General features: G+C 67.8%; 18 protein-coding genes and 2 pseudogenes. 9 read left to right on the top strand and 11 right to left on the bottom strand.

Annotation, left to right across the window (positions count from 1 at the left end; genetic code table 11):
- Nucleotides 1-291: 291 nt before the first annotated feature.
- The 3 genes from ABFT43_RS15265 to ABFT43_RS15255 all read right to left on the bottom strand — a co-directional run bounded on the left by ABFT43_RS15265 (nucleotide 292) and on the right by ABFT43_RS15255 (nucleotide 2,598).
- Nucleotides 292-534, bottom strand: coding sequence for a hypothetical protein (locus ABFT43_RS15265; RefSeq protein ID WP_347961184.1), 243 nt, complete (start codon nucleotides 532-534; stop codon nucleotides 292-294).
- A 7-nt stretch (nucleotides 535-541) separates the two neighbouring features.
- On the bottom strand, nucleotides 542-1,831 hold the full coding sequence (locus ABFT43_RS15260) for a hypothetical protein (RefSeq protein WP_347961183.1): 1,290 nt from the start codon (nucleotides 1,829-1,831) through the stop codon (nucleotides 542-544).
- A gap of 140 nt (nucleotides 1,832-1,971) precedes the next feature.
- Nucleotides 1,972-2,598, bottom strand: coding sequence for an MspA family porin (locus ABFT43_RS15255; protein WP_347961182.1), 627 nt, complete (start codon nucleotides 2,596-2,598; stop codon nucleotides 1,972-1,974).
- 427 nt (nucleotides 2,599-3,025) lie between these two features.
- Between ABFT43_RS15255 and ABFT43_RS15250 the strand changes: the two are divergent.
- Nucleotides 3,026-4,342 (top strand): annotated as a pseudogene (locus tag ABFT43_RS15250) (DUF222 domain-containing protein); the annotation flags it as partial.
- A 144-nt stretch (nucleotides 4,343-4,486) separates the two neighbouring features.
- Here ABFT43_RS15250 and ABFT43_RS15245 read toward each other — a convergent pair.
- Both ABFT43_RS15245 and ABFT43_RS15240 read right to left on the bottom strand, forming a co-directional pair.
- Nucleotides 4,487-4,858: a hypothetical protein gene (locus tag ABFT43_RS15245; RefSeq protein ID WP_347961258.1), complete on the bottom strand. Its 372-nt coding sequence runs from the start codon at nucleotides 4,856-4,858 to the stop codon at nucleotides 4,487-4,489.
- 128 nt (nucleotides 4,859-4,986) lie between these two features.
- Entirely contained in the window at nucleotides 4,987-6,636 is a 1,650-nt protein-coding gene (locus tag ABFT43_RS15240) for a DHA2 family efflux MFS transporter permease subunit (RefSeq protein WP_347961181.1), read from the bottom strand.
- A gap of 155 nt (nucleotides 6,637-6,791) precedes the next feature.
- Here ABFT43_RS15240 and ABFT43_RS15235 point away from each other — a divergent pair, with 155 nt between their 5' ends.
- Nucleotides 6,792-7,670, top strand: coding sequence for a DMT family transporter (locus ABFT43_RS15235; protein ID WP_347961180.1), 879 nt, complete (start codon nucleotides 6,792-6,794; stop codon nucleotides 7,668-7,670).
- A gap of 83 nt (nucleotides 7,671-7,753) precedes the next feature.
- Entirely contained in the window at nucleotides 7,754-9,010 is a 1,257-nt protein-coding gene (locus ABFT43_RS15230) for a lipase family protein (RefSeq protein WP_347961179.1), read from the top strand.
- Here the strand turns inward: ABFT43_RS15230 and ABFT43_RS15225 are convergent, their stop codons facing one another.
- Together ABFT43_RS15225 and ABFT43_RS15220 are read right to left on the bottom strand one after the other, a co-directional pair.
- Nucleotides 9,011-9,223 (bottom strand): hypothetical protein, encoded by a 213-nt coding sequence (locus tag ABFT43_RS15225; protein WP_347961252.1) that lies wholly within the window; start codon nucleotides 9,221-9,223, stop codon nucleotides 9,011-9,013.
- Nucleotides 9,224-9,276: 53 nt separating this feature from the next.
- Complete coding sequence (locus ABFT43_RS15220; RefSeq protein ID WP_347961178.1) at nucleotides 9,277-9,681, bottom strand: four-helix bundle copper-binding protein; 405 nt, start codon at nucleotides 9,679-9,681, stop codon at nucleotides 9,277-9,279.
- Nucleotides 9,682-9,799: 118 nt separating this feature from the next.
- Here ABFT43_RS15220 and ABFT43_RS15215 point away from each other — a divergent pair.
- Nucleotides 9,800-10,437, top strand: a pseudogene (locus tag ABFT43_RS15215) (molybdopterin oxidoreductase family protein); the annotation flags it as partial.
- Nucleotides 10,438-10,511: 74 nt separating this feature from the next.
- Here ABFT43_RS15215 and ABFT43_RS15210 read toward each other — a convergent pair.
- The 3 genes from ABFT43_RS15210 to ABFT43_RS15200 form a co-directional block, all read right to left on the bottom strand.
- Complete coding sequence (locus tag ABFT43_RS15210) at nucleotides 10,512-11,945, bottom strand: lipase family protein (RefSeq protein ID WP_347961177.1); 1,434 nt, start codon at nucleotides 11,943-11,945, stop codon at nucleotides 10,512-10,514.
- A 101-nt stretch (nucleotides 11,946-12,046) separates the two neighbouring features.
- Nucleotides 12,047-12,661: a TetR/AcrR family transcriptional regulator gene (locus tag ABFT43_RS15205; RefSeq protein WP_347961176.1), complete on the bottom strand. Its 615-nt coding sequence runs from the start codon at nucleotides 12,659-12,661 to the stop codon at nucleotides 12,047-12,049.
- 6 nt (nucleotides 12,662-12,667) lie between these two features.
- Entirely contained in the window at nucleotides 12,668-14,269 is a 1,602-nt protein-coding gene (locus ABFT43_RS15200) for an MBL fold metallo-hydrolase (RefSeq protein ID WP_347961175.1), read from the bottom strand.
- 217 nt (nucleotides 14,270-14,486) lie between these two features.
- Between ABFT43_RS15200 and ABFT43_RS15195 the strand changes: the two genes are divergently transcribed.
- From ABFT43_RS15195 to ABFT43_RS15180, 4 genes are all read left to right on the top strand, one after another.
- Nucleotides 14,487-15,125 (top strand): TetR/AcrR family transcriptional regulator, encoded by a 639-nt coding sequence (locus ABFT43_RS15195; RefSeq protein WP_347961174.1) that lies wholly within the window; start codon nucleotides 14,487-14,489, stop codon nucleotides 15,123-15,125.
- A 10-nt stretch (nucleotides 15,126-15,135) separates the two neighbouring features.
- Nucleotides 15,136-15,906 carry a lysophospholipid acyltransferase family protein gene (locus tag ABFT43_RS15190; RefSeq protein WP_347961251.1) on the top strand — a complete coding sequence of 257 codons (771 nt, stop codon included), beginning with the start codon at nucleotides 15,136-15,138 and terminating at the stop codon, nucleotides 15,904-15,906.
- 62 nt (nucleotides 15,907-15,968) lie between these two features.
- Nucleotides 15,969-16,775: a lysophospholipid acyltransferase family protein gene (locus ABFT43_RS15185; protein WP_347961173.1), complete on the top strand. Its 807-nt coding sequence runs from the start codon at nucleotides 15,969-15,971 to the stop codon at nucleotides 16,773-16,775.
- Nucleotides 16,776-16,801: 26 nt separating this feature from the next.
- Complete coding sequence (locus tag ABFT43_RS15180; RefSeq protein WP_347961172.1) at nucleotides 16,802-17,635, top strand: HAD family hydrolase; 834 nt, start codon at nucleotides 16,802-16,804, stop codon at nucleotides 17,633-17,635.
- A 63-nt stretch (nucleotides 17,636-17,698) separates the two neighbouring features.
- On the opposite strand, the gene ABFT43_RS15175 is transcribed toward ABFT43_RS15180, so the two are convergent.
- On the bottom strand, nucleotides 17,699-19,393 hold the full coding sequence (locus ABFT43_RS15175) for a peptidoglycan recognition protein family protein (protein ID WP_347961171.1): 1,695 nt from the start codon (nucleotides 19,391-19,393) through the stop codon (nucleotides 17,699-17,701).
- 397 nt (nucleotides 19,394-19,790) lie between these two features.
- Here ABFT43_RS15175 and ABFT43_RS15170 point away from each other — a divergent pair, with 397 nt between their 5' ends.
- On the top strand, nucleotides 19,791-21,278 hold the full coding sequence (locus ABFT43_RS15170) for a SpoIID/LytB domain-containing protein (RefSeq protein ID WP_347961170.1): 1,488 nt from the start codon (nucleotides 19,791-19,793) through the stop codon (nucleotides 21,276-21,278).
- Nucleotides 21,279-21,426: the final 148 nt, after the last annotated feature.

Here is a 21,426-nt window from a genome sequence, read left to right as displayed (position 1 = left end):
CACGATGGGCAAAGGTGATCCGGATCAGGCGATGTTCGGACGTCCTCGCGGGCCACCACCGGTCCGAGAACACGAGAATTCGACCGGATTCGCCGGGCACCGAAGGCAGTACGCTTGAACGGTGCACGGCACTGGCTGCACCCCGCGTCGCTGTCCTGCGATCGAGGTGTGGTCGACACAATTCGCTGAGAACAACGGCCTACGTGCTTCTTCGATTCGCTACCGGGCTAGACCCATCTCGCTTGAGTGGGTCGTTTCCTCAGTCATTGACCATCCGAACGCCACAGGCGACTACTGGTCGCCCTTTCTCACGCGAAACAGTCGACGTACGCCCAGTGCCGCCACGATGAGACCGACGACCAGAAACCCGATGATGTACGCAATTTCGCCGCCGCTCGGATCGATCTCGCCACGCCACCAAGAGATCCATCCGTAGTAGGGCTGACTTGCAATGAATAGGCCAGTGACAATCTGGACGATCGGCCACAGGCGACCTGAGCGGGGTGTCTCGCCCCTACTCTCCTTCTTCGTCATATGGCGCTCACTTCTTGATCGTCACGCACGCGTAAGGAGACCATTCGCCGTTGGAGTGGCTGCTCCGTGTCCGTGTGCACACCTGGCTGCCGTCCTTCGCTCTCCGGTTGACGTCCAGCTTCTCCGACCATGTAACGCCCGCAGACATCCACGTACAGCCTGGCTTCTCGATCACCTGAGTGCGCGGGTATCCAAACTCATCGGTGTAGTTGAATTCATATCCACGATCGCATATATTTCGCGGATACGGCGAACCTCCCGTGTCTAGTGTCGCGATAATGTAGTCGATGTACTGTCCCTTGCCGCTCACTCTGACGCAGTTACGCGAGAGGAACTGACCATTGGAAAACGTGCACCCGCTTGCAGACGCAGGCACTCTTGCGGGTGCAAAAATGTCGGCTACAGAGGGTGCCAACTCGGACCCTCGCATGAAGGTCGCGACAAGATCATTCCCGTTTGGTACCAGATCGAACCCGCCTCTGGCAGTGCTGAACAGGGTCGCGATTACGAGGTCGCCCGGGGCCATCAGGGCGAGGCTGTCCTCGTCCAGTTGTTTCCAGTATGTGCCTGTTGGTATGGCTGCTTTCAGCACAATTCGATCAGGAGCTTGCTGGTCGAGCCTCGCAATACTGACTCGCTGAATTCCGCCGAGCTGTTCAACGCGGTACACGGTCCCTCTCACTCCCCCTGGGAAGCGCAACACGATGTCTTGCCCCGCAATCGCGGTAGAGGCTGTCACCACCACCGGGCTACTTTCCTGACGAGGGACCGGCTGCTGGCGAGGGCCTGAATCAGGAATGGGCACAATAGGCGATCGTCCCGGACCAGAAGTTGGAATATCAGTGGGCGCGTGTGCGCCCACGTTCGGGCCGCCGGCGTCGGGGATGCTGGTCTCGGTCGGGGTGGTCGGAGCCGTCACCGATGGCGGCGCGGTCGTCGACGAGGTCGGCGGCCCGGGATCGACACACACATACGGCACCGGTGGTGGGGGTGCCTGGCCGGCGGGTTTGCCGTTCGAGGCGGCCCACGTCTGCGCCCACGCATTGTTATAGGCCTCGGTCTCCCGCGCGCAACGCTCGGCAGGGGTTTCCGCGGTTGCCGGATCGCCCGGAACCAGGAGTGCAGCGAGAGCCACAATGGCGACCGCCGCCGTGCCCACTACAGTTGCAACGAATTTGCGCGTGTTTCGTCTTGTTGCCGGCGGTCCAGCACTCTTCATCGTCTTTCCCCCGATCACTGCCGAACGCCTAAAGGTGTGGGAGTTGATCGTCCGTGCCGTCAGCAGAAGCACGAACATGGTCGACATCCGGTGGCGAGCACTCGGCGACGGCCCCGTAATCCTCCGCGTTGGTCCGACGATCCGTCATCACTGGTACCCCCGTAGTCATCGGACGACTGGAATAAATCGACGGCGCACCGCCAGGTCGCGTTTGCGTACTACAGCCACGTGCGTGCCGAGTAGAGGTTGAGGGTGTCATCGGCGGTCGGCGTGGACACCGACAACCGCACGATCACCCGGACGGTGACCGGACCGGCACACCCATCCACCCGCACGTGCACGCGTTTGGCGCGGATCGAGGCCCGATTGGTTTGCAACGTCTTCTTGCCCAGCGAGATCTCGTTGATGGTGCCCGGTTTCAGCTTCGATGAGATCGACGGCGACACCGACGCCGAACCGCCCACCGACACACCCGGTTGCCCGGAGATGGTGACATTGGCGTTCGGGCCGAACGACGACCCCAACCCGAACGTCGCCCCATCGGAGATGTCGATCTGGCAGCCGACGACCAGGAACTGCTCCAGCACACCCGAACTCACCGGCTGTGACGGTGTACGCCCGGCGGCGGGGGTGATCACCGCACCCACCCGTGCTGACACCCAGCCTTCGCGGGAGGCGAAACTGTTGGCGATGTTCGACATCGGGTTGACCACCAGCTCCGAGGCCCGCAACTCGACCTTCCAGCCGTCATCGGTGACAAGCCGGTCATAGGTCGACGCCAGCGGTGTGGGTGCCGCCGCCGCAGTCCCGGCCCCGGTGATAAAGACCGCCAGGACAGCGCACACTCCAGTCACGAACGCGGTGGCAGACCGACGCAGCGGCCGAACGTCCATATCCCCCAACACCATGCGCCCCCCAAGTCATCGGTCAGGTCAACACTGTTCACCGGGTCAGAGGCGCCAACAGTCAGCACGCGAGACACGAAAACCTCGGCGCGCCAACAAGAACTTCCCCCGAAACCCCAATCAAGGGCCGCCGCGTCATCGAAAGCTGGACACAACGCGATATCGGCCACTGACTGTTCATGCACTATGGCATACCGCATCTTTACTGGCAACGAACGTGAGGGCCGTCACGTCGCGCTCGCCGACCACGACCGCGGGAATCGGTGTCAGGCTCATGGAAAGGTCGGGTCACAGTCCTGGGTTGCGCCCGCGTTTGGCCCTGCCGGCGTAGTGTGCGATGCGTCCGCTATTCAGGACGAAATGCAATGTGTTCGTGTGGCGGTGGTCTTCATCCACAACTTCGCGTGGATCGAGATCGGCTGCGGCGGCATTTGTCGGTGGAAGGGTCTGGTGCGGTTGGTATCAGGTTCGGCCGATCGGGTTGGGCCGCAGGCGTTGCGGGGGCAACGTGGCGGGGATGTCAGCAGACAGACCAGGCGAGGTTCTCGCCGAGGTCTTGGACACCCTGCGCGACGGCCTCACCAGCCGCTGGCAGTTGCAGGTGATCCTGTCGCGCACCGCACTCGTGCCTGTCGAGTCGTCGATCGTTCCGATCCTCGACGCCGAGATCGCCACCACCCTGCGCACCAAGAAAGGAGCATGGTCGCGACCCCGCCTGCGGGACATGGTCGAGAGCCTGGTGTTTCGCCACGACCCGGATCTGGTGCGTGAACGCCGCATAGAAGCCCTGGGCAACCGGGGCGTGTGGACCCACATCGTCGACGACGGCACCGGCGAGATCACCGCGGTGATGTCGGCGGAGAACACTCGCATCGCCGCCAAAGCCGTCCGAGCACTGGCCGATTCGGTGTGCACACACGACGTCCGCACTAGGACAACGCAACTCCGACGCCATGTTCGCCCTGTGCACCGGGACTGCGTTCGAGTGCCTGTGCGACCGCGGGGACTGTGCCGCGCAGAGTCTCGATCTCGCCCACGCGGTCGCCGCGGTGCGCTCGGAGGTCCACATCCATGTGGTCACCGACCCCGCCACCCTCGACGGGACACCCGGTGTCGCGTGGATGGACGTGCACGGCGTGATCTCCGACGAACGCGTCCGCGACCTCGCCGCCCGCTCCGACGCGACGGTCACACCACTGACCCCGGTGCGCACCCCGCCGACGAACGTCGAGCCGGTTGTCGTCTACCCCGGCGCCCAGCCGTCGGATCCGTACCGGCCCACCCGATCCTGTGCGTATTTCGTGCATGTCCGGCACGGTTACTGCGGCGAATCCGGTTGCGATCGTTCGGCCTTCGACTCCGATCTCGACCACGTGGCCGAGTTCGGACCACCGAAACCCGTCGCGGGGTGGTGCGACGTCGAGTGAGAACCTGTCCCCGAAGTGCCGCCACGGGCACCTGCACAAGACGTTCGGCGACTGGGTCGATCCCAGTACCGCGACGACGAGGGCCGGCTGGTCAGCGAGTACGTTCCCCCGGAGGGTTATCGCATCCGGGGGAACGCCGAAACCCTCGAAGACTTCTTCCCCAACCTGCGCCGCATTCGCTTCCAGCAACCACCCCAGGCCCCGGTCCTCGGGTGATCACCGGCGACGAACCACCCCGCACTACCCGAACAGCTCGCGGTGGCACCGGGGCCCGACGCAGTGTTCTCCGAGATCACCTTGTCGTCCTGGCGGATGGTGCAGGTGATGGTGCCAGAACTCTCGAAATCGTTGGTGGCGGTGAGGGACACGTACTTCCCGAGACCCGTGATCTCCACGTCCTTCTACCACGGAACAGGGACGTCGGTGTCCTGCGCCATGTCAAGGTCGCCGGTCGTGTAGGTGGCACTTCCGGTCGCCCCATCACCGGTGATCTCGTACGTGACGGTCACGGTGCGCTTCGATTCCTCGTCGATGGACACGGCTGCGCCGCCGACGAGGGCCATGCATCCTCCGACGAGCGCCGGGAACAGAACGACCAGGGCGAGGGATATCCACGGCCACTTCTTGCGCTTTTTCGGAGCCGGGGCCGGCGGGTATCCGGGATTCGGCTGGCCCTGGTACGGCTGCTGGGTGTGGTAGGGCTGCTGCTGCCCGAACCGGGACGGGTGCCCCTGATTCGGCTGAGGGTCACCGGGATTGACGGGTTGCGTCATCCACGAACTCGTTCGATCAGGAAGTGGTGTGCCCTCACCCGTCTTGAAGGTCACAGTTGATCGACACCTGGTGTCCGAGGATTGATATCGATTCCGTCAGTCGGCGCTACGGCCCTCGGCGATCGTCATCAGGCGGTGACCTTGTCGTCGCGCCGCCTCGACTGCAGCTGCGACGACGTGGCGAAACCGACGAACAGGAAGCCGGCGGCGACGAACAGCGACCAGCGGGTCGCGTCGGCGAAACCGTCGGACAAGGCGTCGGCGACCGCCGGGCCCTCTGCCCCCAGGCTGCCGTGGTCACCTTCGTGCCGGATGGCCGGGATGGTGCTTCCCGCCGAGTCACGCGTGGCGTCGACGAGCGGCGCGGTGGCCTGAGTGGGCAGGTCGACGGGCTCCAAACGGTCCGGAAGGCTGTGCGCGAGACTCAACGACAGGGCGGTGCCCAGGATCGCGGTGCCGAGAGCGGCGCCGAGCTGACGGGCCGTGCTCTCCGTGGCCGAGCCCTGGCCGGACTCCTCGGTCGGGATGTCGACCAGGACCGTTCCGGTGAGCTGTGCGGACGCGAGTCCCAGCCCGGCGCCGTAGACCGCGAGCAGCACGGCGAGCACCCAGGCAGCCGACGACGGGCGGAGGTAGAGGGCGAAGGCCAGGACGCCGATGACCTCGAGGGCGAGACCGATCATCACGGTCCGCGGAGCCCCGAAGCGTGCGGCGACGTGCCGCGCGGCACCGCCGGACGCGAAGGCTCCGACGGCCATCACGGCGAGCACGTATCCGGCCCCGAGCGTGGACAGACCGTACGCGTTGACCAGGAACAGAGGGAGGACGAGAAGGAGTCCGAACTCACCGATCGCCACGGTGACCGCGGTGATGTTGCCCCAGCTGAAGGTATGGAATCGGAAGAGGGACAGGTCGAGGATCGCCGAACGGTTGAGCCGCGAGCGATGACGTTCCCACGCGACGAAACCGGCGAGCGCCGCGAGACCGACGGCAGCTGCGAGTGGCGTCGCGGAAACCGGCGCACCCGTCGACCATGTGGCGCCCAGGACCTTCAGCTCCGAGATCGGCTTCCACCATCCGATGGTCTGGCCTTCGATGAGCGCGAAGATGAACGCGCCGAAACCGACCATGCTGAGCAGCAGGCCCACGACGTCGAGTCCGGGAACCGAGATCGCGGCTTTGGTCTCCGGGACGACGAGGAATGCCCCGATGACGACCGCGATCCCGATGGGCACGTTCACGAGGAAGATCCATCGCCACGAGAAGTCCGTGGTGAGCCAGCCGCCGAGGAGTGGGCCGATCGCTGCCATCCCGGAGATCACCGAACCCCAGATCGCGAAGGCGATCACCCGGTCGCGGCCGCGGAATGTCGCGTTCACCGTCGAGAGCGTGCACGGCAACACGAACGCGCCGCCGATGCCCTGGACGAGACGGGCGAGGATCAGGGTGGTCGAATCGTCCGCGGCGGCCGCCAGGAGACTGCCCGCCAGGAACACGGCCACGCCGATCATGAACAACAGTCGTCGACCGATGCGGTCGCTGAGGCGACCGGCGGACAGGAGCAGCGCGGCGAAGACCACCGAGTAGAGACTGTTGATCCACTGGGCGTCGGTGAGGTCCAGATGCAGGTCGTCGATGATGACCGGCAGCGAGACATTCACGATCGTGCCGTCGACGACGATCATCGACAGACCGGTCGCGAGAACACCGAGCGCCAGCCACTCCCGACGGCCGGCACGCGGTTCGACGGAGGTGGCGTCCTGATCATCGACGGTCATCCCGTTGTTCCTTCCTGAGGTCGACACCCGAGGGACAAGGCGGCGCCTCGATTTGACCAGAGGGCATCGCGAAACGCCCGCCGGACCCGTCGGGTTGGCCCGATTCCCGCGCCGTGCGGCACGGATGTGGCACGACGCCGGGCTATCGTGCATCCATGCTCCTCGGGATCCTCGCGGCGATCTTCGCGGCACTCGCCTACGGAACGGCCTCGGTGCTGCAGGCACGCGGCGCACAGAGCGTCGACGACACGGGCGCCGGGCCCGGCGAGGTGCCGTCGCTGAAGTCGACGATCGCCGCGATGCTGACCGTGGCGTTCATCGCCGGAATGGCGCTGGACGGCATCGGTTTTCTCGGCAACATGGTCGCGGCGCGGATGATCCCGCTGTTCCTGGCCCAGCCGATCGTCAGCGCCAACCTTGTCGTGACCGTGGTCCTGGCGACGATCATCCTGAAATCCAGGCTTACACAACGTGACTGGATCGCCGTCGGGGTCGTCGTGCTCTCCCTGATCCTGTTGGGTTTCGCGGCTGGAGACGAGGGACGCAAGCACGAGGAGTGGCTGCATTGGGCGGTTCTCGTCGCGGCGGTCGTCATTCTCGGACTGGGAGTGGCGATCCTGTCGCGGATGCAGAGCCGGGTCTCGGTGCCGGCCGGTCTCTCCGGCGGTGTCCTGTTCGGTGTCCTCGCCGTCGCGGTGCGGATTCTCGACGGGCTCGACCCCTTCGACCTCGCCGAACTGTTCACCGATCCGGCGCTGTACGCGATCATCCTCGCGGGTCCGGGCGGGTTCTACATGTTCACCGTCGCGCTCCAGAAGGGTGCGGTGAGCGCAGCGTCGGCGTCGCTGGTGGTGGGGGAGACCGTGGTGCCGGGGGTGATCGGGATCGTCGTCCTGGGCGACACCGTCCGTGCGGGGTGGGGACCGGTCGCCGTGATCGCGTTCATCGCAGCCGTCATCGGCGCCGTGGTGGTGTCGATGTCGCCCGTCGTCGAAGAGGTCGAGCGCGCAGGGGCGAGCGCGCCGGTCACCTGACCGGATCAAATCCGGGCTCAAATCTGGGCTCACCTGCACCGATCCAGGGCGCCGGCCCGGCAAGTCGGGCATGATCACTGCTCATGCGCCGGACCCTGCGACTTCTCACCACCCTCGCCACCGCACTGGGGGTGGCCGCGTCGCTCGCCGTCCTCGCCCCTGATGCCGTGTCGGCCCCGTCGGCTGCGACTCCGTCACCCGTGGCCGCTCCGGCACTCCTGCCGTCGGAGGACCCGTTCTACGTTCCGCCAGGTGGCTACGAGAACCGCGCGCCGGGGGCGATCCTGCGGACGCGACAGGTCTCGTTGGGCTGGCGCGGAACGAGTGTGCCGATCACGGCGACACAGATCCTCTATCGCAGTACCGACAACTTCGGCGGACCCACCGCGACGGTCACGACCGTCCTCTCACCACCCGGGGTCGGGTCCGGGGCACCCCGACGCGTGGTGTCGTATCACTCCTTCTACGACGCGCTCGGCTCGCAATGCGATCCGTCGTACACCCTGCGCGGCGGCAACATGTCGGAGCGCCCGATCGACATCGCGCTCGTCAGCGGGCTGATGGCCGCCGGGTACACGGTGTCGGTCCCCGACTACGAGGGCCGGGGTCTGCGCTGGACCATCGCGCGGGAATCCGGGTACGCCGCACTCGACGGCGTGCGAGCGACGCTGCGGCAGCTGAAGGCCCCTGCGCGCACGCCGATCGCGCTGTACGGCTACTCCGGCGGTTCGGTGCCGACGGGCTTCGGAGCGGAACTGGCGCCGGTGTACTCGCCGGAGCTCAACATCGTCGGCGCAGCCGCCGGTGGCGTACCGGTCGATCCGATCCACAACCTCGGATACGTCAACGGCAAGAAGGACTGGACCGGCGTCATCCCCGCGCTGATGGCCGTCTACGACGGGACCTACGATCTGGGTCTCGCGCCGTACCTGTCCCGCAAGGGAACCCGAATCCTGAAGCAGGTCGCCGGCGAATGCATCGAGCAGTTCGCCGACGGATACCCTGGCCTCACCGATCGCCAGATGCTCAACCCGGGGGTCGGCGGAGTCCTCGATATTCCTGGTGTGCGGCAAGCGATCTCGAAGAACATCATGGGAACACTGGGCACTCCGCGCGTCCCGGTGATGCTGGGCGTCGGCAACTCCGACGGGACCGGCGACGGGATCATGGTCACCGCCGACGTCGCCGGACTCGCGGCGAACTATTGCCGCCGCGGGGTGCCGACGACCTACCGGGAGTACCGCGGGCAGTCACACACCGCCGCGTTCATCCCGTTCAGCGTCGACGCCGCCGGCTTCCTCGAGCGTCGATTTGCCGGGATTCCGGCCGGCGGTTGCTGATCAATCGGCGTCCGCCGAGGGATTGGCGTTGGTGCCGCCGTCGGACACCTCGAAGTTCTTCCACTCGCCGTTGTCGTGGACCTGCATGACGGTCCCGAGGCTGTCATCGGGAGCAGCGACCGTCTTGAACCAGTCGTAGGCGCCGGTGGCGTCGTCGAAATCCTTTTCCTCGATGACTTTTTCGTTCGAATCCAGCACTCGGTAGCGAGCCATGGTCTTCATTCCTCCCTGTTGGGTCCGGCGTGAACCGGGTGGATGTTCCGTTCTCAGCCGAGCACGTCCAACAACCTGCGGCACGCTTCCTCGCAGCGTCGGCAGGCGTCGGCACAGACCTTGCAGTGCCGGTGCATCTCGGCGTGTTTCGCACACTCGTCGGCGCACACCCGGCAGGCGGTGAGGCACGCCTGCACCGTCTCGCGGACGATCGCGATGTTGGACTCGGTCCGACGCAGCAGCACGCGCTCGGTGATCGAGCACAGATCGGCGCAGTCGAGGCCGGAGCGAATGCACTCGACGAGGTCGGCGACACCGCTCTCGCCGAGGCAGGCATCCGCGCACGCGGTGCAGAGCTGAGCGCATTCGCCACACGCCTCGATGCATTCGCCGAGGACGGCGAGGTCGATGTCGTCGGGCTGAGGGTGCGTTTCGAGCATCTCGCTGACGGTGGTCATGATGTGCCGTGTACCCCGCACCCGTCCGATGAAACCGCGCGGGTTCGAACCCGACGTTGTGGGTACCCAACCCATCGTGAGCAATCGGATCGACGACCCCTGGGGTCCGCGTACGCCCTACCGCGGACTGTCCTACCCGCTGCTGCGCGAACGCAGTGGCGTCCAATGGCCGTGTACCACGCTCGATCCGGACGGTACCGAACGCCTCTACGCGGACGGGTAGTTCTTCACCGACTCGGACTACTGCGAGTCCTACGGCAAAGATCTCGTCACGGGTGAGCCGGTCGACCCCGCGGAGTATCGGGCCCTGGCGCCCGCAGGTCGGGCCATCATCAAATCCGCGCCGTGGAGCCCGACGAAGCGCCGTGCGACGCATACCCGTTCTCGTTGATCACGGGCCGCACCGTCTATCACTTCCACACCCGGACGAAGACCGCCCGCGCATCCGAGCTGCAGAAGGCGGCGCCGGAGGTCTGGGTGGAGTTGTCCGAGCCCGATGCGACGAGCAGACACATCCTCGACGGCGATCTGCTCGCCATCACCACCCCACGGGGCACCATCACCGCATCCGCGCGCATCACCGGTATCCGTCCCGGCGTCCTGTTCGTGCCGTTCCGCTACGGCTACTGGGACGCCGATGGCGAGTATCGGCGCGCGGCGATCGAGCTGACCCCGACCGACTGGGACGCGGCATCCAAGCAGCCGATCTTCAAGACCGGCGCCGCGTCCGTCGCACTGATACGTCCGTCGGTCTGACACGCCCAGACCGCCGGTGATGCGGGGTGCACATCACCGGCGGCCGGGTCACGACGACGCGCCCGCCTCCGTGTCTACGGGAGACGCGGCGGGTTGCCGAGTTCTTGGTTGATCAGCAGGGCGAGATTGTTGCCGACGAGGTTGACGAAGGCACGCCAGGTCGTCGGGTCGAGCGACATCGAACCCTCATCGGTGGTGGTGCATCCGACGCCGGCGGGCCTGCCGCCCAGGCGATCCCGCATCCACACGACAGCGGGTGCGAAGCCTTCGATCGCGAGCGTGATGTGCTCGCTGAAGTGGTCGCGGGTGTAGCGCACACTGGCGTTGGGATCGGCGCAATACGTGCGCACGAGCTGGTTCACCGGGCCGACCGGGGCGATCCAGTCCGGGTTGGACTGATAGATGAACATCGGGAACCCCGGGACGGTCTTGCCCATCTGCAACTGGCCCAGCACCTTTCGCGGCGTCGGGTAGTCGAGCGGATCGCCCGGCAGGTTCACCAGGCCCTTGATGTTCACGAACGGTGCGAGCACGGCCTGGTAGGTGAGACACAGTGGATTCTTGCTCGCCAGCAAGCCCTTTCCGAGCGGGTTCAGGTTTCGCTGCAGGAATCGGTCGAGTTCGGGGTATTCCCGGCTGACCCCGATGATGCCGGCGAGGATCAGGCCGGCGGCCGCGTTCTGGTCGGCGAGGTCGACCATCGCCCGGATGTCCGCGGGCACACCGCCTTCCGCGGCACCGACGATCGGCAGCTCCGGTGCGTACTGCTCGTGCAGTTCGGCCGCCCAGCCGGTTGCGATCGCGCCGCCGGAGTATCCCATCAGTCCGACGCGTAGGTCCTCCTTCAGGCCCAGAGGGGAGAAGTTCCGTGCACCGCGGATGCCGTCGAGGGTGATCCGCCCCGCGAGAGGGCCGGCGGCGAACGCGGAGTCGGGGCCCTGATGGTCGGGGATCACCACCGACCAGCCGGCGCCGACGAGCGAAGTGATCTGCAGGACCTCGTACGCCGAGTCCACCGAGCCGGTCAGCTGCCCCGGGATCGACGCCTGCTGCAGGGCGTACGACGGTGAGCAGTACAGCGCGGTCGAGTCCTCGGCGGACTGCCAGGACACCAGCTTCGACGGCCCGGCCTTGGCCGGGCCCTTCGGCTTGAGGACCGTCGCCACCGCGGGGATCGCCTCGCCCCGGGTGTTGGTCGACCGGTAGGAGATCTGCCAGGCGTCGACGTTGATCGGGATGACCGAGAGCGCCGCGAGGTGGACGCGTCGGGCGGCGATCAGCTCGCCGGGTTCCTTGTCCGCGAACTTCGACGCCGGCGGCTGGTAGAAGTTCTTGTCGAACTCGGGGATCGCCGGCGGTACCGGGAACGGGAGCGCGGGCGCCACCGGGACGGCGCCCGCCGAACCGATACCGACCACGGTGCCCGCCAGCGTGGTGATCACGGACGTCACCGCGACCGCCACGGTCAGCAGGCGCACCGGCCACCGCGTGCTCGTCGGTCCTGACATGGCACCCCCTCTAATAGTGAGACGCCTGTGTCTCACACTTCGGGCGAACATACACGGGTGTGGGGCAGCGCACAACGGTGCACCGGGGTTCGGCGGAATCTCTACAGGTCGGCGAAGGCGACCAGGATGTCGGCGAGGACCGACACGATCTCGGGGATGGGAGCCGGCTGCGGCGAGACGCTCCAGCGGTGGACGATGCTGGTCAGGGCGCCCACGTAGGCGATCGCGAGGTGTTTGCGGCGCTCGTCGCGTGGCCGTCCGGCGAACTCCGCCATGGCCGCGACGAAGAAGTCGACCCACTCCTCGCGCCCGTCGAGCCGATGCTGCTCCACCCGCGGACTCACGCCCACGATCTGGACGAAGGACACCTCGGCGCGGCGGGGATCGGTGCCCACCGACTCCATGTACGCCGTCATCGCCGCCGTCGCGAGCTCACGCCGGTCGGTCGCCTCGACCCGTGAGAGGGCTTCGACGACGGCGTCACGCGCCGCGTGCTGGATCTCGTCGTACAGCGCGATCAGCAGTTCCTCGCGGTCGCTGAACTCCTCGTAGAACTGGCGGCGCGACAGTCCCGCGGCCCGGCAGATCGACGTCACCGAGGACTTCGAGTAGCCGGGACCGCTGAACTCGGCGAGGGCGGCGTCGAGGAACCTGCGCCTGCGTTCGGCCGCACGGTCGCTCACCGGCCGCCCGGCGTAGGTCCGCTCGGCCGTCATCGGGTGTCAGTCGGCCTTGGTCGCGCGCAACTCGTGGCCCTTCGACGTCAGGCAACGGCCCGACGCGAGGTCCCACTGCCAGCCGTGCAGGTTGCAGGTCAGCTTCTCGCCCTCGATCACGCCGAACTTGTCGAGATCGGCCTTCAGGTGCGGGCAGCGCCGCTGGATCTCCCAGCCGTCCTTGGTGATCGACGCAGAGTCGTCGTGTGCCTCGGCGAACCAACCGTCGGCGTAGGCGATGCGCTCGTCGGTCAGGCACTTGAAGAACGTGTAGAGGAACTCGTTGTAGCCGCCGATGCGCCACGTCGTGAAGCGCGTGGACAGGAAGATGGTGTTCACCCAGTCCGGCTCGTTGTCGCGCAGCACGGTGCGCACGAGCTCGGTGGCGATGCGGAAACCGTAGCGGTACTTGCCCTCGCCCTCCTTCGGCTCGCGCACGATGCGGTTGGGGAAGTCGAGTACCACGGTCTCGGTGTGCTCGCCGACCGGGCCGCCGCCCGGGGTCATCAGCAGGCCGACGGGATAGCCGATGCCGTCGCAGATCAGATCCGACTGCGCCATGATCGGCTCGAACAGCTCCTTGAGCTGCGGCAACAGCGGGTCGCCCGCGGCCGGCGCCCAGGTGGCCTTCTCCGCGGCGATGACCGGCGCGAACTTCTCCTTCATCCGCTCGAGGTAGGCGCGCTTGTTCTCGCCGAACACCTGCTCCGGCGGGAACGGATGGGTGACGCCGTCTAGCTGCGAACCGGTGAACTCGGCCACCGACCCGGAGATCATCATCAGGCCGCGGTGCTTCTCGCCGTCGTCGGTGCCGTGGATGCGCATCTGCTCCAGGAACGTCGCCTGATCCGGGAAGATCGACGTCTCGTCGGCGGTGTCGCACGACCCGAAGTCGTTGAGCCCGAACAGCTCCTCGTCGAGGAACATCGGCGGGCCGGCCGACGGGATGACCCAGGTGGCGCCGACCTGCTCGATGTAGGAGCGGGCGCGGTCCATGCCGCGCTGACGCTTCTGCGCGGCGAAGTTCGCCTTCGACCTGCGCGGGATGTCGTAGACCATCGGGTACCAGATGGCGCCCGAATACTGCAGCATGTGCACGTCGACGTGCCCGAAGTTCTCCTTCACGACGTCGAGGTCGATCGGGCGGGCGTCGTTCATGTTGAACGCGACGGTCTCACCGTCGTCGACGACGAGGGCGCTGTCGCCGAGCGGGCCGTCGGCCGGGGCGCGCAGCGCGATGATCATGATGTCGAGCGAGCCCTTCTCGTTCGACACCGTGGTCTTCACCGAGTCGGTCGTCTCGACGAACTTGGTGAAACCGAGCTTCTCGAGCTCGCGGCGCAGGTCCGGCACGGGGTAGTCCGGCAGCAGCACCGTCGCGTCCTTGTTGACGTTGTCGCGCAGGTTGCGCTCGTCGAAGTGATCGAGGTGCAGGTGCGACACGTACAGGTAGTCGCAGTCACCGAGCTTCTTCCAGTCGAGCTCGGAGTTGTCCGGGAACGGCACCCACGAGGCGAAGTAGGTCGGGTTGACCCACGGGTCGCAGAGGATCGATCCGGCGGCCGTCTGGATGTGGAAACCGGCATGACCGATGCTGGTGATCTGCACGAAAAGGGCCTTTCCTGGTGTGCGCGGGGCTGCGCGGCAAAGCACTACAGTCCTCCAATGTATCGATCCGCGCGCACCGGCCGCGTGGGCCATGAGTCCCGCCGGCCGCCGCGGGTGACGCCTCTCACCGTCCGGTGGATCGGACGGGGATCGGGCGGTTCAAGTTGAATCACCTGATGTCAACGGCTGCGACGCCCCGTGGTGCGACCATGACCACATGAGCTCTCCCAGGCTGTGGCGCGGGCAGACACTGGCCGACCGGTCCTCGGACCGGCGCGAACAGATGCTCGCCGTCGCCGAGGAGCTGCTCGGCACCGGTGGCACGGCCGCGGTCACGATGCGCGCAGTGGTACGCGAGGCCAACCTGAGCCCGCGGTACTTCTACGAGAGCTTCGAATCCACCCGCCAGCTCGTCACCGCCGTCTACGACCGGGTGACGCAGCAGCTCCTCGCCGAGATCGCGACCGTCGACCGTCCCGCCGACCCGCGGGGGAGCGTGCGTGCCCTGCTCGACGCGATGCGGCGGTTCTTCGCCGACGACCCGGGCCGCGCCCGCATCCTCCTGCGCGAACCCCTTGCCGACGACGTGCTGCGCGCCCACCGCGCCGCGACCGTGCCCGGGTTCGTCAAGGCGGTCCTCGCGATGGTCGCCGACGAGGACGCCTACGGCGCCAAGCGCCTCGCCGTGGTGTCGTCGGCCCTGACAGGTGCTCTCGTCGCGCTGTACCTCGACTTCGTCGACGGCCGTCTCGATCTGTCGCCGGACGAGCTCGCCGACGCGGCGGTGGACCTCGTGTTCGCCGTCACGGGAACGGCCGGGCCCGACGCCGACCGCTCCGGTACCGCTCATGGCTAAGCTCTTCGGCATGGAACCCGTCTACGACTCCGTGATCACCGCTGCCCGGTTGCTCTGGCTGGCCGAGGGTCTGAAGTTCAAGGTGTCCGGCGTCGAGCACGTCCCCGCCGACGGACCCGGCGTCGTGGCGATCAACCACACCGGGTACCTCGACTTCACCTACGCCGGCATCCCCGCCTTCCTGCAGGGCCGCCGCAAGGTGCGTTTCATGGCGAAGAAGGAGGTCTTCGACCACAAGATCTCCGGCCCGATCATGCGTGCGCTCAAGCACATCCCCGTCGACCGGGCCGCGGGCGCGGAGAGCTACCGGGCCGCGGTGGAGTACCTCGAGCGCGGCGAGCTCGTCGGTGTCTACCCGGAGGCGACGATCAGTCGCAGCTTCGAGCTCAAGGAGTTCAAGACCGGCGCCGCGCGCATGGCCCTCGAGTCGGGCGCGCCGATCATCCCGCACGTCATCTGGGGCGCTCAGCGGGTCTGGACGAAGGGGCATCCCAAGCGGCTCGGCCGCACCGGCTACAAGATCATGATCGGCGTCTGCGAGCCGCTGGAGCCGACCGGCGACCCCGAGACCCTCACCGCGCGGCTCCACGACGTCATGGAGGCCAAGCTCCACGAACTCCAGGACGCCTACGGCGAACACCCGAAGGGTGAGTTCTGGGTGCCCGCGCGCCTCGGCGGGTCGGCACCGACGCTGGAGGAGGCCAACCGCATGGACGCCGAGGAGCAGGCGGCGCGCGCCGCGAAGCGGGCCAAGGGCGAGGCGTCGAAGCCGAACGAGTAGCCGGTTGGCACTGTCCCGAGAGCCAGATCACCCGCCCCCGGGGTGGCCGTTAACCTGGTGCCATGAGTTCTGGGACGCGACGACGCAGGGAGCCGGTCTATCGCGCCCTGGAGATCATCGCGAACGGACTCGTCCGCGCGCAGGGTGTGGACCTGCGCTACACCGGGGTCCAGAACATCCCGGAGACCGGTGGCGCCGTGCTGGCGGTCAACCACACCAGCTACGTCGACTTCATCCCGGTGGGACTGGGCGCACACCGCGCCGGGCGCCGTGCCCGCTTCCTCATCAAGTCCGAGGTCATGGACCTCGCGATCATGCGGTTCCTGGTCAACCACACCGGCACCGTGCCGGTGAACCGTTCCCACGGCACCGACGCCTACCGGATCGCGGTCGCCCGGCTCCGTGAGGGCCGGCTCGTCGCGGTCTACCCCGAGGCGACGATCAGCCGCAGCTTCGAGCTCAAGGAGTTCAAGAGCGGCGCGGTCCGCATGGCGTCGGAGGCCGGCGTGCCGATAATCCCGACCATCGTGTGGGGCTCGCAGCGGCAGTGGACCAAGGGCGGCAAGCGCAACATGGGTCGCAGCCGCATCCCGATCCTCGTCCGGTTCGGCCTCCCGTTCACCGTCGAACCCGACGGGTCCCCGGAACGGGAGACGCTGCGTCTGCGCGACACGATGAACGCCATGCTGCACGAGGTCCAGGACGCCTACGGCGCCCACCCGGCCGGGGAGTTCTGGGTTCCCTCGCGGCTCGGGGGGTCGGCTCCCACCCCGCAGGAGGCCGCGGTGATCGAGGCCGAAGAAGCACTCCGCAAGGCCGAGGCCCGTGCCCGAAGGGCGGCCGAGATCCGCGCCCGCAGGGCCTCGTGAAGCACAGCTCGAACCGAAGGAAGCAGATGACATTCGGACCCCCCACCCTCATCGCGAGCGACGTGGACGGCACGCTGATCGACGATGAGAACCGGGTGACGCCGCGCACGCTGGCGGCGCTGGCGGGCGCGCGTGACGCAGGGGTCGAGTTCGTGCTCGCGACCGGACGTCCGCCGCGGTGGATCGCCGAGATCACCGACCAGTTCGCCGGCACCGACGCCCACGTCCGGTACGCGGTCTGCGCCAATGGCGCCATCCTCTACGACGCCGAGCACGACCGCGTGCTGTGGTCGGCGAACCTCGAACCCGACATCATGGTCAAGCTCGGCGAGATCGCCTACCGCGAGATCCCGGGTTGCGGTATCGCCGCCGAACGGGCCGGCCGGTCGGCACACGATGCCGCCACCCCGCCCTTCGTGGCGAGCGCCGGCTACGAGCACGCCTGGCTGAATCCCGACCACATCGAGGTCGGCGACGACGAGGTCTTCGGTGAGCCCGCGGTGAAACTCCTTGTGCGCAAACCCGACATGCCCAGCGGCGAGATGGCCGAGCGCCTGCGGCCGCATGTCGGCGACCTCGCGCAGGTGACCTTCTCGACCGACAACGGACTCATCGAGTTGTCGGTGCCGGGCACGCACAAGGCCTCCGGACTCGCACGGTTGTGTGCCGAGACCGGCCTGCCCGCCGACGGTCTGATCGCCTTCGGTGACATGCCCAACGACGTCGAGATGCTCACCTGGGCGAGCCACGGCGTCGCGATGGCCCACGGTCATCGGGCCGCGCTCGACGCCGCGGACGAGATCACGGTCGGTAACAACGACGACGGCGTCGCACGGGTCCTCGAGCGCTGGTTCTCCTGATCTGATCGGCTTCAGACCGGAGCGGGATCTCGGACCGCAGGCGATCTCAGGTCACAGGTGATCTCAGGCCGCGGGCGGTGCGGCCTCCGGGGCGGGGGCGTTCTCCGGCGGCGGCGCGCCCTCGGGCGCCCCGGGTTCTGTCGGCGCGGGTGCACCGGGCCCTGCCGGTGGTGTCGACTCCTGTTGCGGCACAGCGCCTCCCGCGAGCGCGCGGACCTGTGCCAGCGCGGCGTACCCGTGGACACCCGGACACGTGGTGCTGTTGTAGTCGCGGTGCCCGGAGATCATCGGCAGGTTCGACTCCGTTCCGGCCGGGAACTTGGTGCCCTCGAATCCCTCCGACCTCAACGTCGCGGTGCCCGCCGGGTTGAGGCCGGCCTTCGACAGGCGCCAGCGTAGGAAGCGCCCGGCCGACGCCAGTGCCGCGGCGGTGGGCGGGACCTCCTCGAGGTTGCCGATGAACGCCAGGCCGACGGTGTCCTTGTTGAATCCGCCGGTGTGCGTGCCCTCCACGTTGCGGTCGAGGCCGCCGAACGCGCCCTCGAAGATCTGTCCGTACTTGTCGACGAGCACGTTGTAGCCGATGTCGCACCAGTTGAGGCTCTGCGCGTGATACGCGTAGATGCCGCGCACGATCTCGATCGACTGCTGCGGGGTGTAGTCGTTGCTTCCCGCGGTGTGGTGCACGATCGCACCCTTCAGCTGCGGGGAGTAGACCGGCTGCGAGCAGCGGATGCCCTCGTCGGCGCCCCACTGCTGGCGCGCGATCACCTGCGGTCCGCCGGTGAGGCCGGTGAGCAGCGACGAGCCGAGCGACAGCAGGCCCTCCGGGCTGATCAGCGTCGCCTTGAGTGCGTTGAGCACGGTGTCGGCGAGTTTGGTCACGACCTCGCTGCCGGTACCGATCGCGAGTTGTGCGAGGTCGCCGCCCTGGGTCTCGGCCGCCGGGATCGCCAGACCGTCCTTGCTCGCCGCGACCTGGACCTCCTTCGCGTCACCGACCCACACCGGTTCGGTGCCGGACGGCTTGTCCGCGCTCGGTGCCGCGACGTCGACCTTCTCCAGCGGCGTCCATGGGCCCCACGTGCCGTCGGGGTTGCGCGCCCGCAGCCTGAGGTCGACGTCGACCGGCCGGTCCCAGGTGAAGGCGACCATCTTCAGCGGCCTGTCGCGGGCGAGGGGGGTGACCGCCGCGCCGACCTCTCGGCCGTCGCGCATCGTCGTGACCGGCGGGGTGGAGGCCGGGAGGTCGGCGCGCGGGGACGGCGACGAGGCCGTCGGCTCCGTGGGCGCCCCGGTGGTGGATGTCGGGATGGCCGGCGCCGTGCTGGTGGGCGCCGTGCTGGTGCGTGTGCTCGTGCCGGGCCCGGACGTCGCGCCCGGCGCCGGTGAGGTGTTCTCCGGGATCAGTCCCTTCGGCAGCGGCACCGTCAGGTCCGGCAGCGGGAACGCATCCGGCTCGATCGGCGGCAGCGTCATGCCCGCGGCCGCCAGGCCCGACGAGGCGAGGTCGACGATCGCGGCCGGCAGTTCACGCAGCGGCACCTGTTCGATCTCGGTGCGGGCCACCTTCTCTTTGCTGTCAACCTTGTGGCTGTCGACCTTGCTGCTGTCGACCTTGCTGCTGTCGACCTTGTTGTCGACGAGACGCGGGTTCGCGGCGTCGTCGCTGACGGCGATGACCGCGAACGGGCTCGCCACGACCGCGGCGGCGACGGCCGCCAGCGCGATCGACATCTTGGGTCTCGGGTAACGCACAGGTCTCCTCGCGGGGCTCGGTGTCGTCGTCATGGTGGAGGCCGAGTGATCTCCGGCCGAGAGCACATGCCGGGACATTGGGCACTCGTGATGCCATTGTTACCAATGGGGTAGTTGTTGCTGTTGGTGCTTATGAGGTCACAATCCGGCGCTCAACTCGTGATCGGGTTGTGATCGCCTCCGCTTGGTGATCGCAAGGAGTGTTCACTAATGTCACTCAAGTCCCAATCGTCACATCAGTCACGGAAGAGCGGGAACAGCGGTGTCGCCGCGGTTCCCGGACTGGTGTCGTCGCGACCGAAGGATGTGTTCAGTGGTGACCAAAGCCCGACCCAGGCGGCTCCTGCCGAGACGGCCGGCGACCGGTCAGCGCCCCGGGAGAACGCGTGATCGCGCGTTGACCTGGGCCGCGGCGGGGCTCGCTCCCGCACTGCTGGCAGGCGGACTCGTCGCCGCGAGTTCGCTCGACTCGGCCTCCGAGGTCGAGCTTTCGGTCGGGTCGACGGTGACGCTCATTGGGCACGGTCATGGCCACGGCCGCGGAATGGGGCAGTGGGGCGCGTACGGCTATGCCCGCAAGGGCTGGTCGGCGCAGCAGATCCTCCGCCACTTCTACGGTGGAACCACCGCGGGGAAGGTGGACAGGCCCGAGATCGATGTGACCCTCACGGGTCAGAGCTCGGTGAATGTGCACGCGGACGCCGGCATGCGAGTCGGTGGTCAGACGGTGGCTCCCGGACAGGCGGTCAGCCTGTCCGGGGGCACGGCATCGATCCGGAACGGATGCGGCGGCGCGGTGGTGCGCACGGTCCCGGCGACCTTCGTCGAGCCGTTGAGCATGGCCCCGAACCGTCCGCCCGCGGAGTTCCTCAAGTTCTGCGGCTCGGAGAAGGCCTACCGCGGTGCGCTCGGCGTCGAGGGCGGCCGGGTGGTCAATCGCATCCACATAGACGACTACGTCAAGGGCGTGATCCCGCGCGAGAGCCTGCCCGCATGGGCGGATTCCGGCGGCGCGGCCGCCCTGCAGGCCCAGGCCGTCGCGGCCCGGACCTACGCGCTCGCGGCCATCGCGGGCGGCAAGAAGATCGACGACACCCAGAACTCCCAGGTCTACGGCGGCGTCTCGGGCGAGGACCGGCGCACCAATGCCGCAGCCGACGCCACCGCCGGCCAGATCCTGCTCCAGAACGGGCAGCCGGCGTTCACCGAGTTCTCCGCCTCGACGGGCGGCTACTCGGCGGGTGGCCGCTTCCCGGCGGTCGTCGACGAGGGCGACACGGTCTCGCCCAACCACAACTGGACCGCCACCGTCTCGGCGGCGAGCATCGGCTCCGCCTTCGGCGTGGGCGCCCTGCGCAGCTTCGAGGTGATCGAGGCCAACGGTCTCGGCCCCGAACACGGACGCGCGCTGAAGGTGCGCGCGATCGGCTCCGGCGGCACGGCCGAGGTCTCCGGCGAGGAGGCCCGCACCAAGCTGCAACTCAAGTCCTCGTGGTTCTCGGTGCAGGGGCAGGCGAACCCGCCGCGCATCGTGAAGCCGCCGACCGGCCCCGCCGGCCCCGGCTTCGGCCTGGACTTCGGCAGCCTCAACCAGCTCGCCGAACAACTCGTGCCCGGCTCGTCGAAGCTCCTGGAGCTCGCAGCCCAGGCGATGAACGGCCGGTTCACCGAGCTCGGCGGCGTCACCGGTCCGCTCGGTGCCGCGCTCGGCGTCCCCACCCTGACGCCCGACGCGGCCGGTGTCACCCAGCTGTTCGAGAAGGGGATGATGTTCTTCACCCCGGCGACCGGCGCCAAGGTGTTGGTCGGGAAGGGCCTCGAGCGGTTCCAGCAGCGCGGCGGCATCCCGGTGCTCGGGTTCCCGAAGCGCGATTCGTTCCGTTGAGCCGGAGATCGGCGACGGGGTCTCCGCGGTCGCGGCGCGCGCTGACCGGAACGCGCTGAGCGAACCCGGGCATCCGGACCGCGGCGACGGTGCGGCACGTGCCGGACCAGGCCACCGTTCGTCGACCGGACTACCGACATGGCGCCCG

The sequence above is a fragment of the Gordonia aurantiaca genome (genome assembly GCF_039939235.1).
Classification (GTDB): Bacteria; Actinomycetota; Actinomycetes; order Mycobacteriales; family Mycobacteriaceae; genus Gordonia.
Note: the sequence above shows the minus strand (reverse complement) of the source record. Positions and strands in the feature narration are given on the sequence as shown.

Bases quoted from the DNA above. Each gene is read 5' to 3' on its own strand.
- ABFT43_RS15265 (WP_347961184.1), bottom strand. From the start codon at position 534: ATGACGAAGAAGGAGAGTAGGGGCGAGACACCCCGCTCAGGTCGCCTG.
- ABFT43_RS15260 (WP_347961183.1), bottom strand. From the start codon at position 1,831: ATGTTCGTGCTTCTGCTGACGGCACGGACGATCAACTCCCACACCTTT.
- ABFT43_RS15245 (WP_347961258.1), bottom strand. From the start codon at position 4,858: ATGACGCAACCCGTCAATCCCGGTGACCCTCAGCCGAATCAGGGGCAC.
- ABFT43_RS15240 (WP_347961181.1), bottom strand. From the start codon at position 6,636: ATGACCGTCGATGATCAGGACGCCACCTCCGTCGAACCGCGTGCCGGC.
- ABFT43_RS15235 (WP_347961180.1), top strand. From the start codon at position 6,792: ATGCTCCTCGGGATCCTCGCGGCGATCTTCGCGGCACTCGCCTACGGA.
- ABFT43_RS15230 (WP_347961179.1), top strand. From the start codon at position 7,754: ATGCGCCGGACCCTGCGACTTCTCACCACCCTCGCCACCGCACTGGGG.
- ABFT43_RS15225 (WP_347961252.1), bottom strand. From the start codon at position 9,223: ATGGCTCGCTACCGAGTGCTGGATTCGAACGAAAAAGTCATCGAGGAA.
- ABFT43_RS15220 (WP_347961178.1), bottom strand. From the start codon at position 9,681: ATGACCACCGTCAGCGAGATGCTCGAAACGCACCCTCAGCCCGACGAC.
- ABFT43_RS15210 (WP_347961177.1), bottom strand. From the start codon at position 11,945: ATGTCAGGACCGACGAGCACGCGGTGGCCGGTGCGCCTGCTGACCGTG.
- ABFT43_RS15205 (WP_347961176.1), bottom strand. From the start codon at position 12,661: ATGACGGCCGAGCGGACCTACGCCGGGCGGCCGGTGAGCGACCGTGCG.
- ABFT43_RS15195 (WP_347961174.1), top strand. From the start codon at position 14,487: ATGAGCTCTCCCAGGCTGTGGCGCGGGCAGACACTGGCCGACCGGTCC.
- ABFT43_RS15190 (WP_347961251.1), top strand. From the start codon at position 15,136: ATGGAACCCGTCTACGACTCCGTGATCACCGCTGCCCGGTTGCTCTGG.
- ABFT43_RS15185 (WP_347961173.1), top strand. From the start codon at position 15,969: ATGAGTTCTGGGACGCGACGACGCAGGGAGCCGGTCTATCGCGCCCTG.
- ABFT43_RS15180 (WP_347961172.1), top strand. From the start codon at position 16,802: ATGACATTCGGACCCCCCACCCTCATCGCGAGCGACGTGGACGGCACG.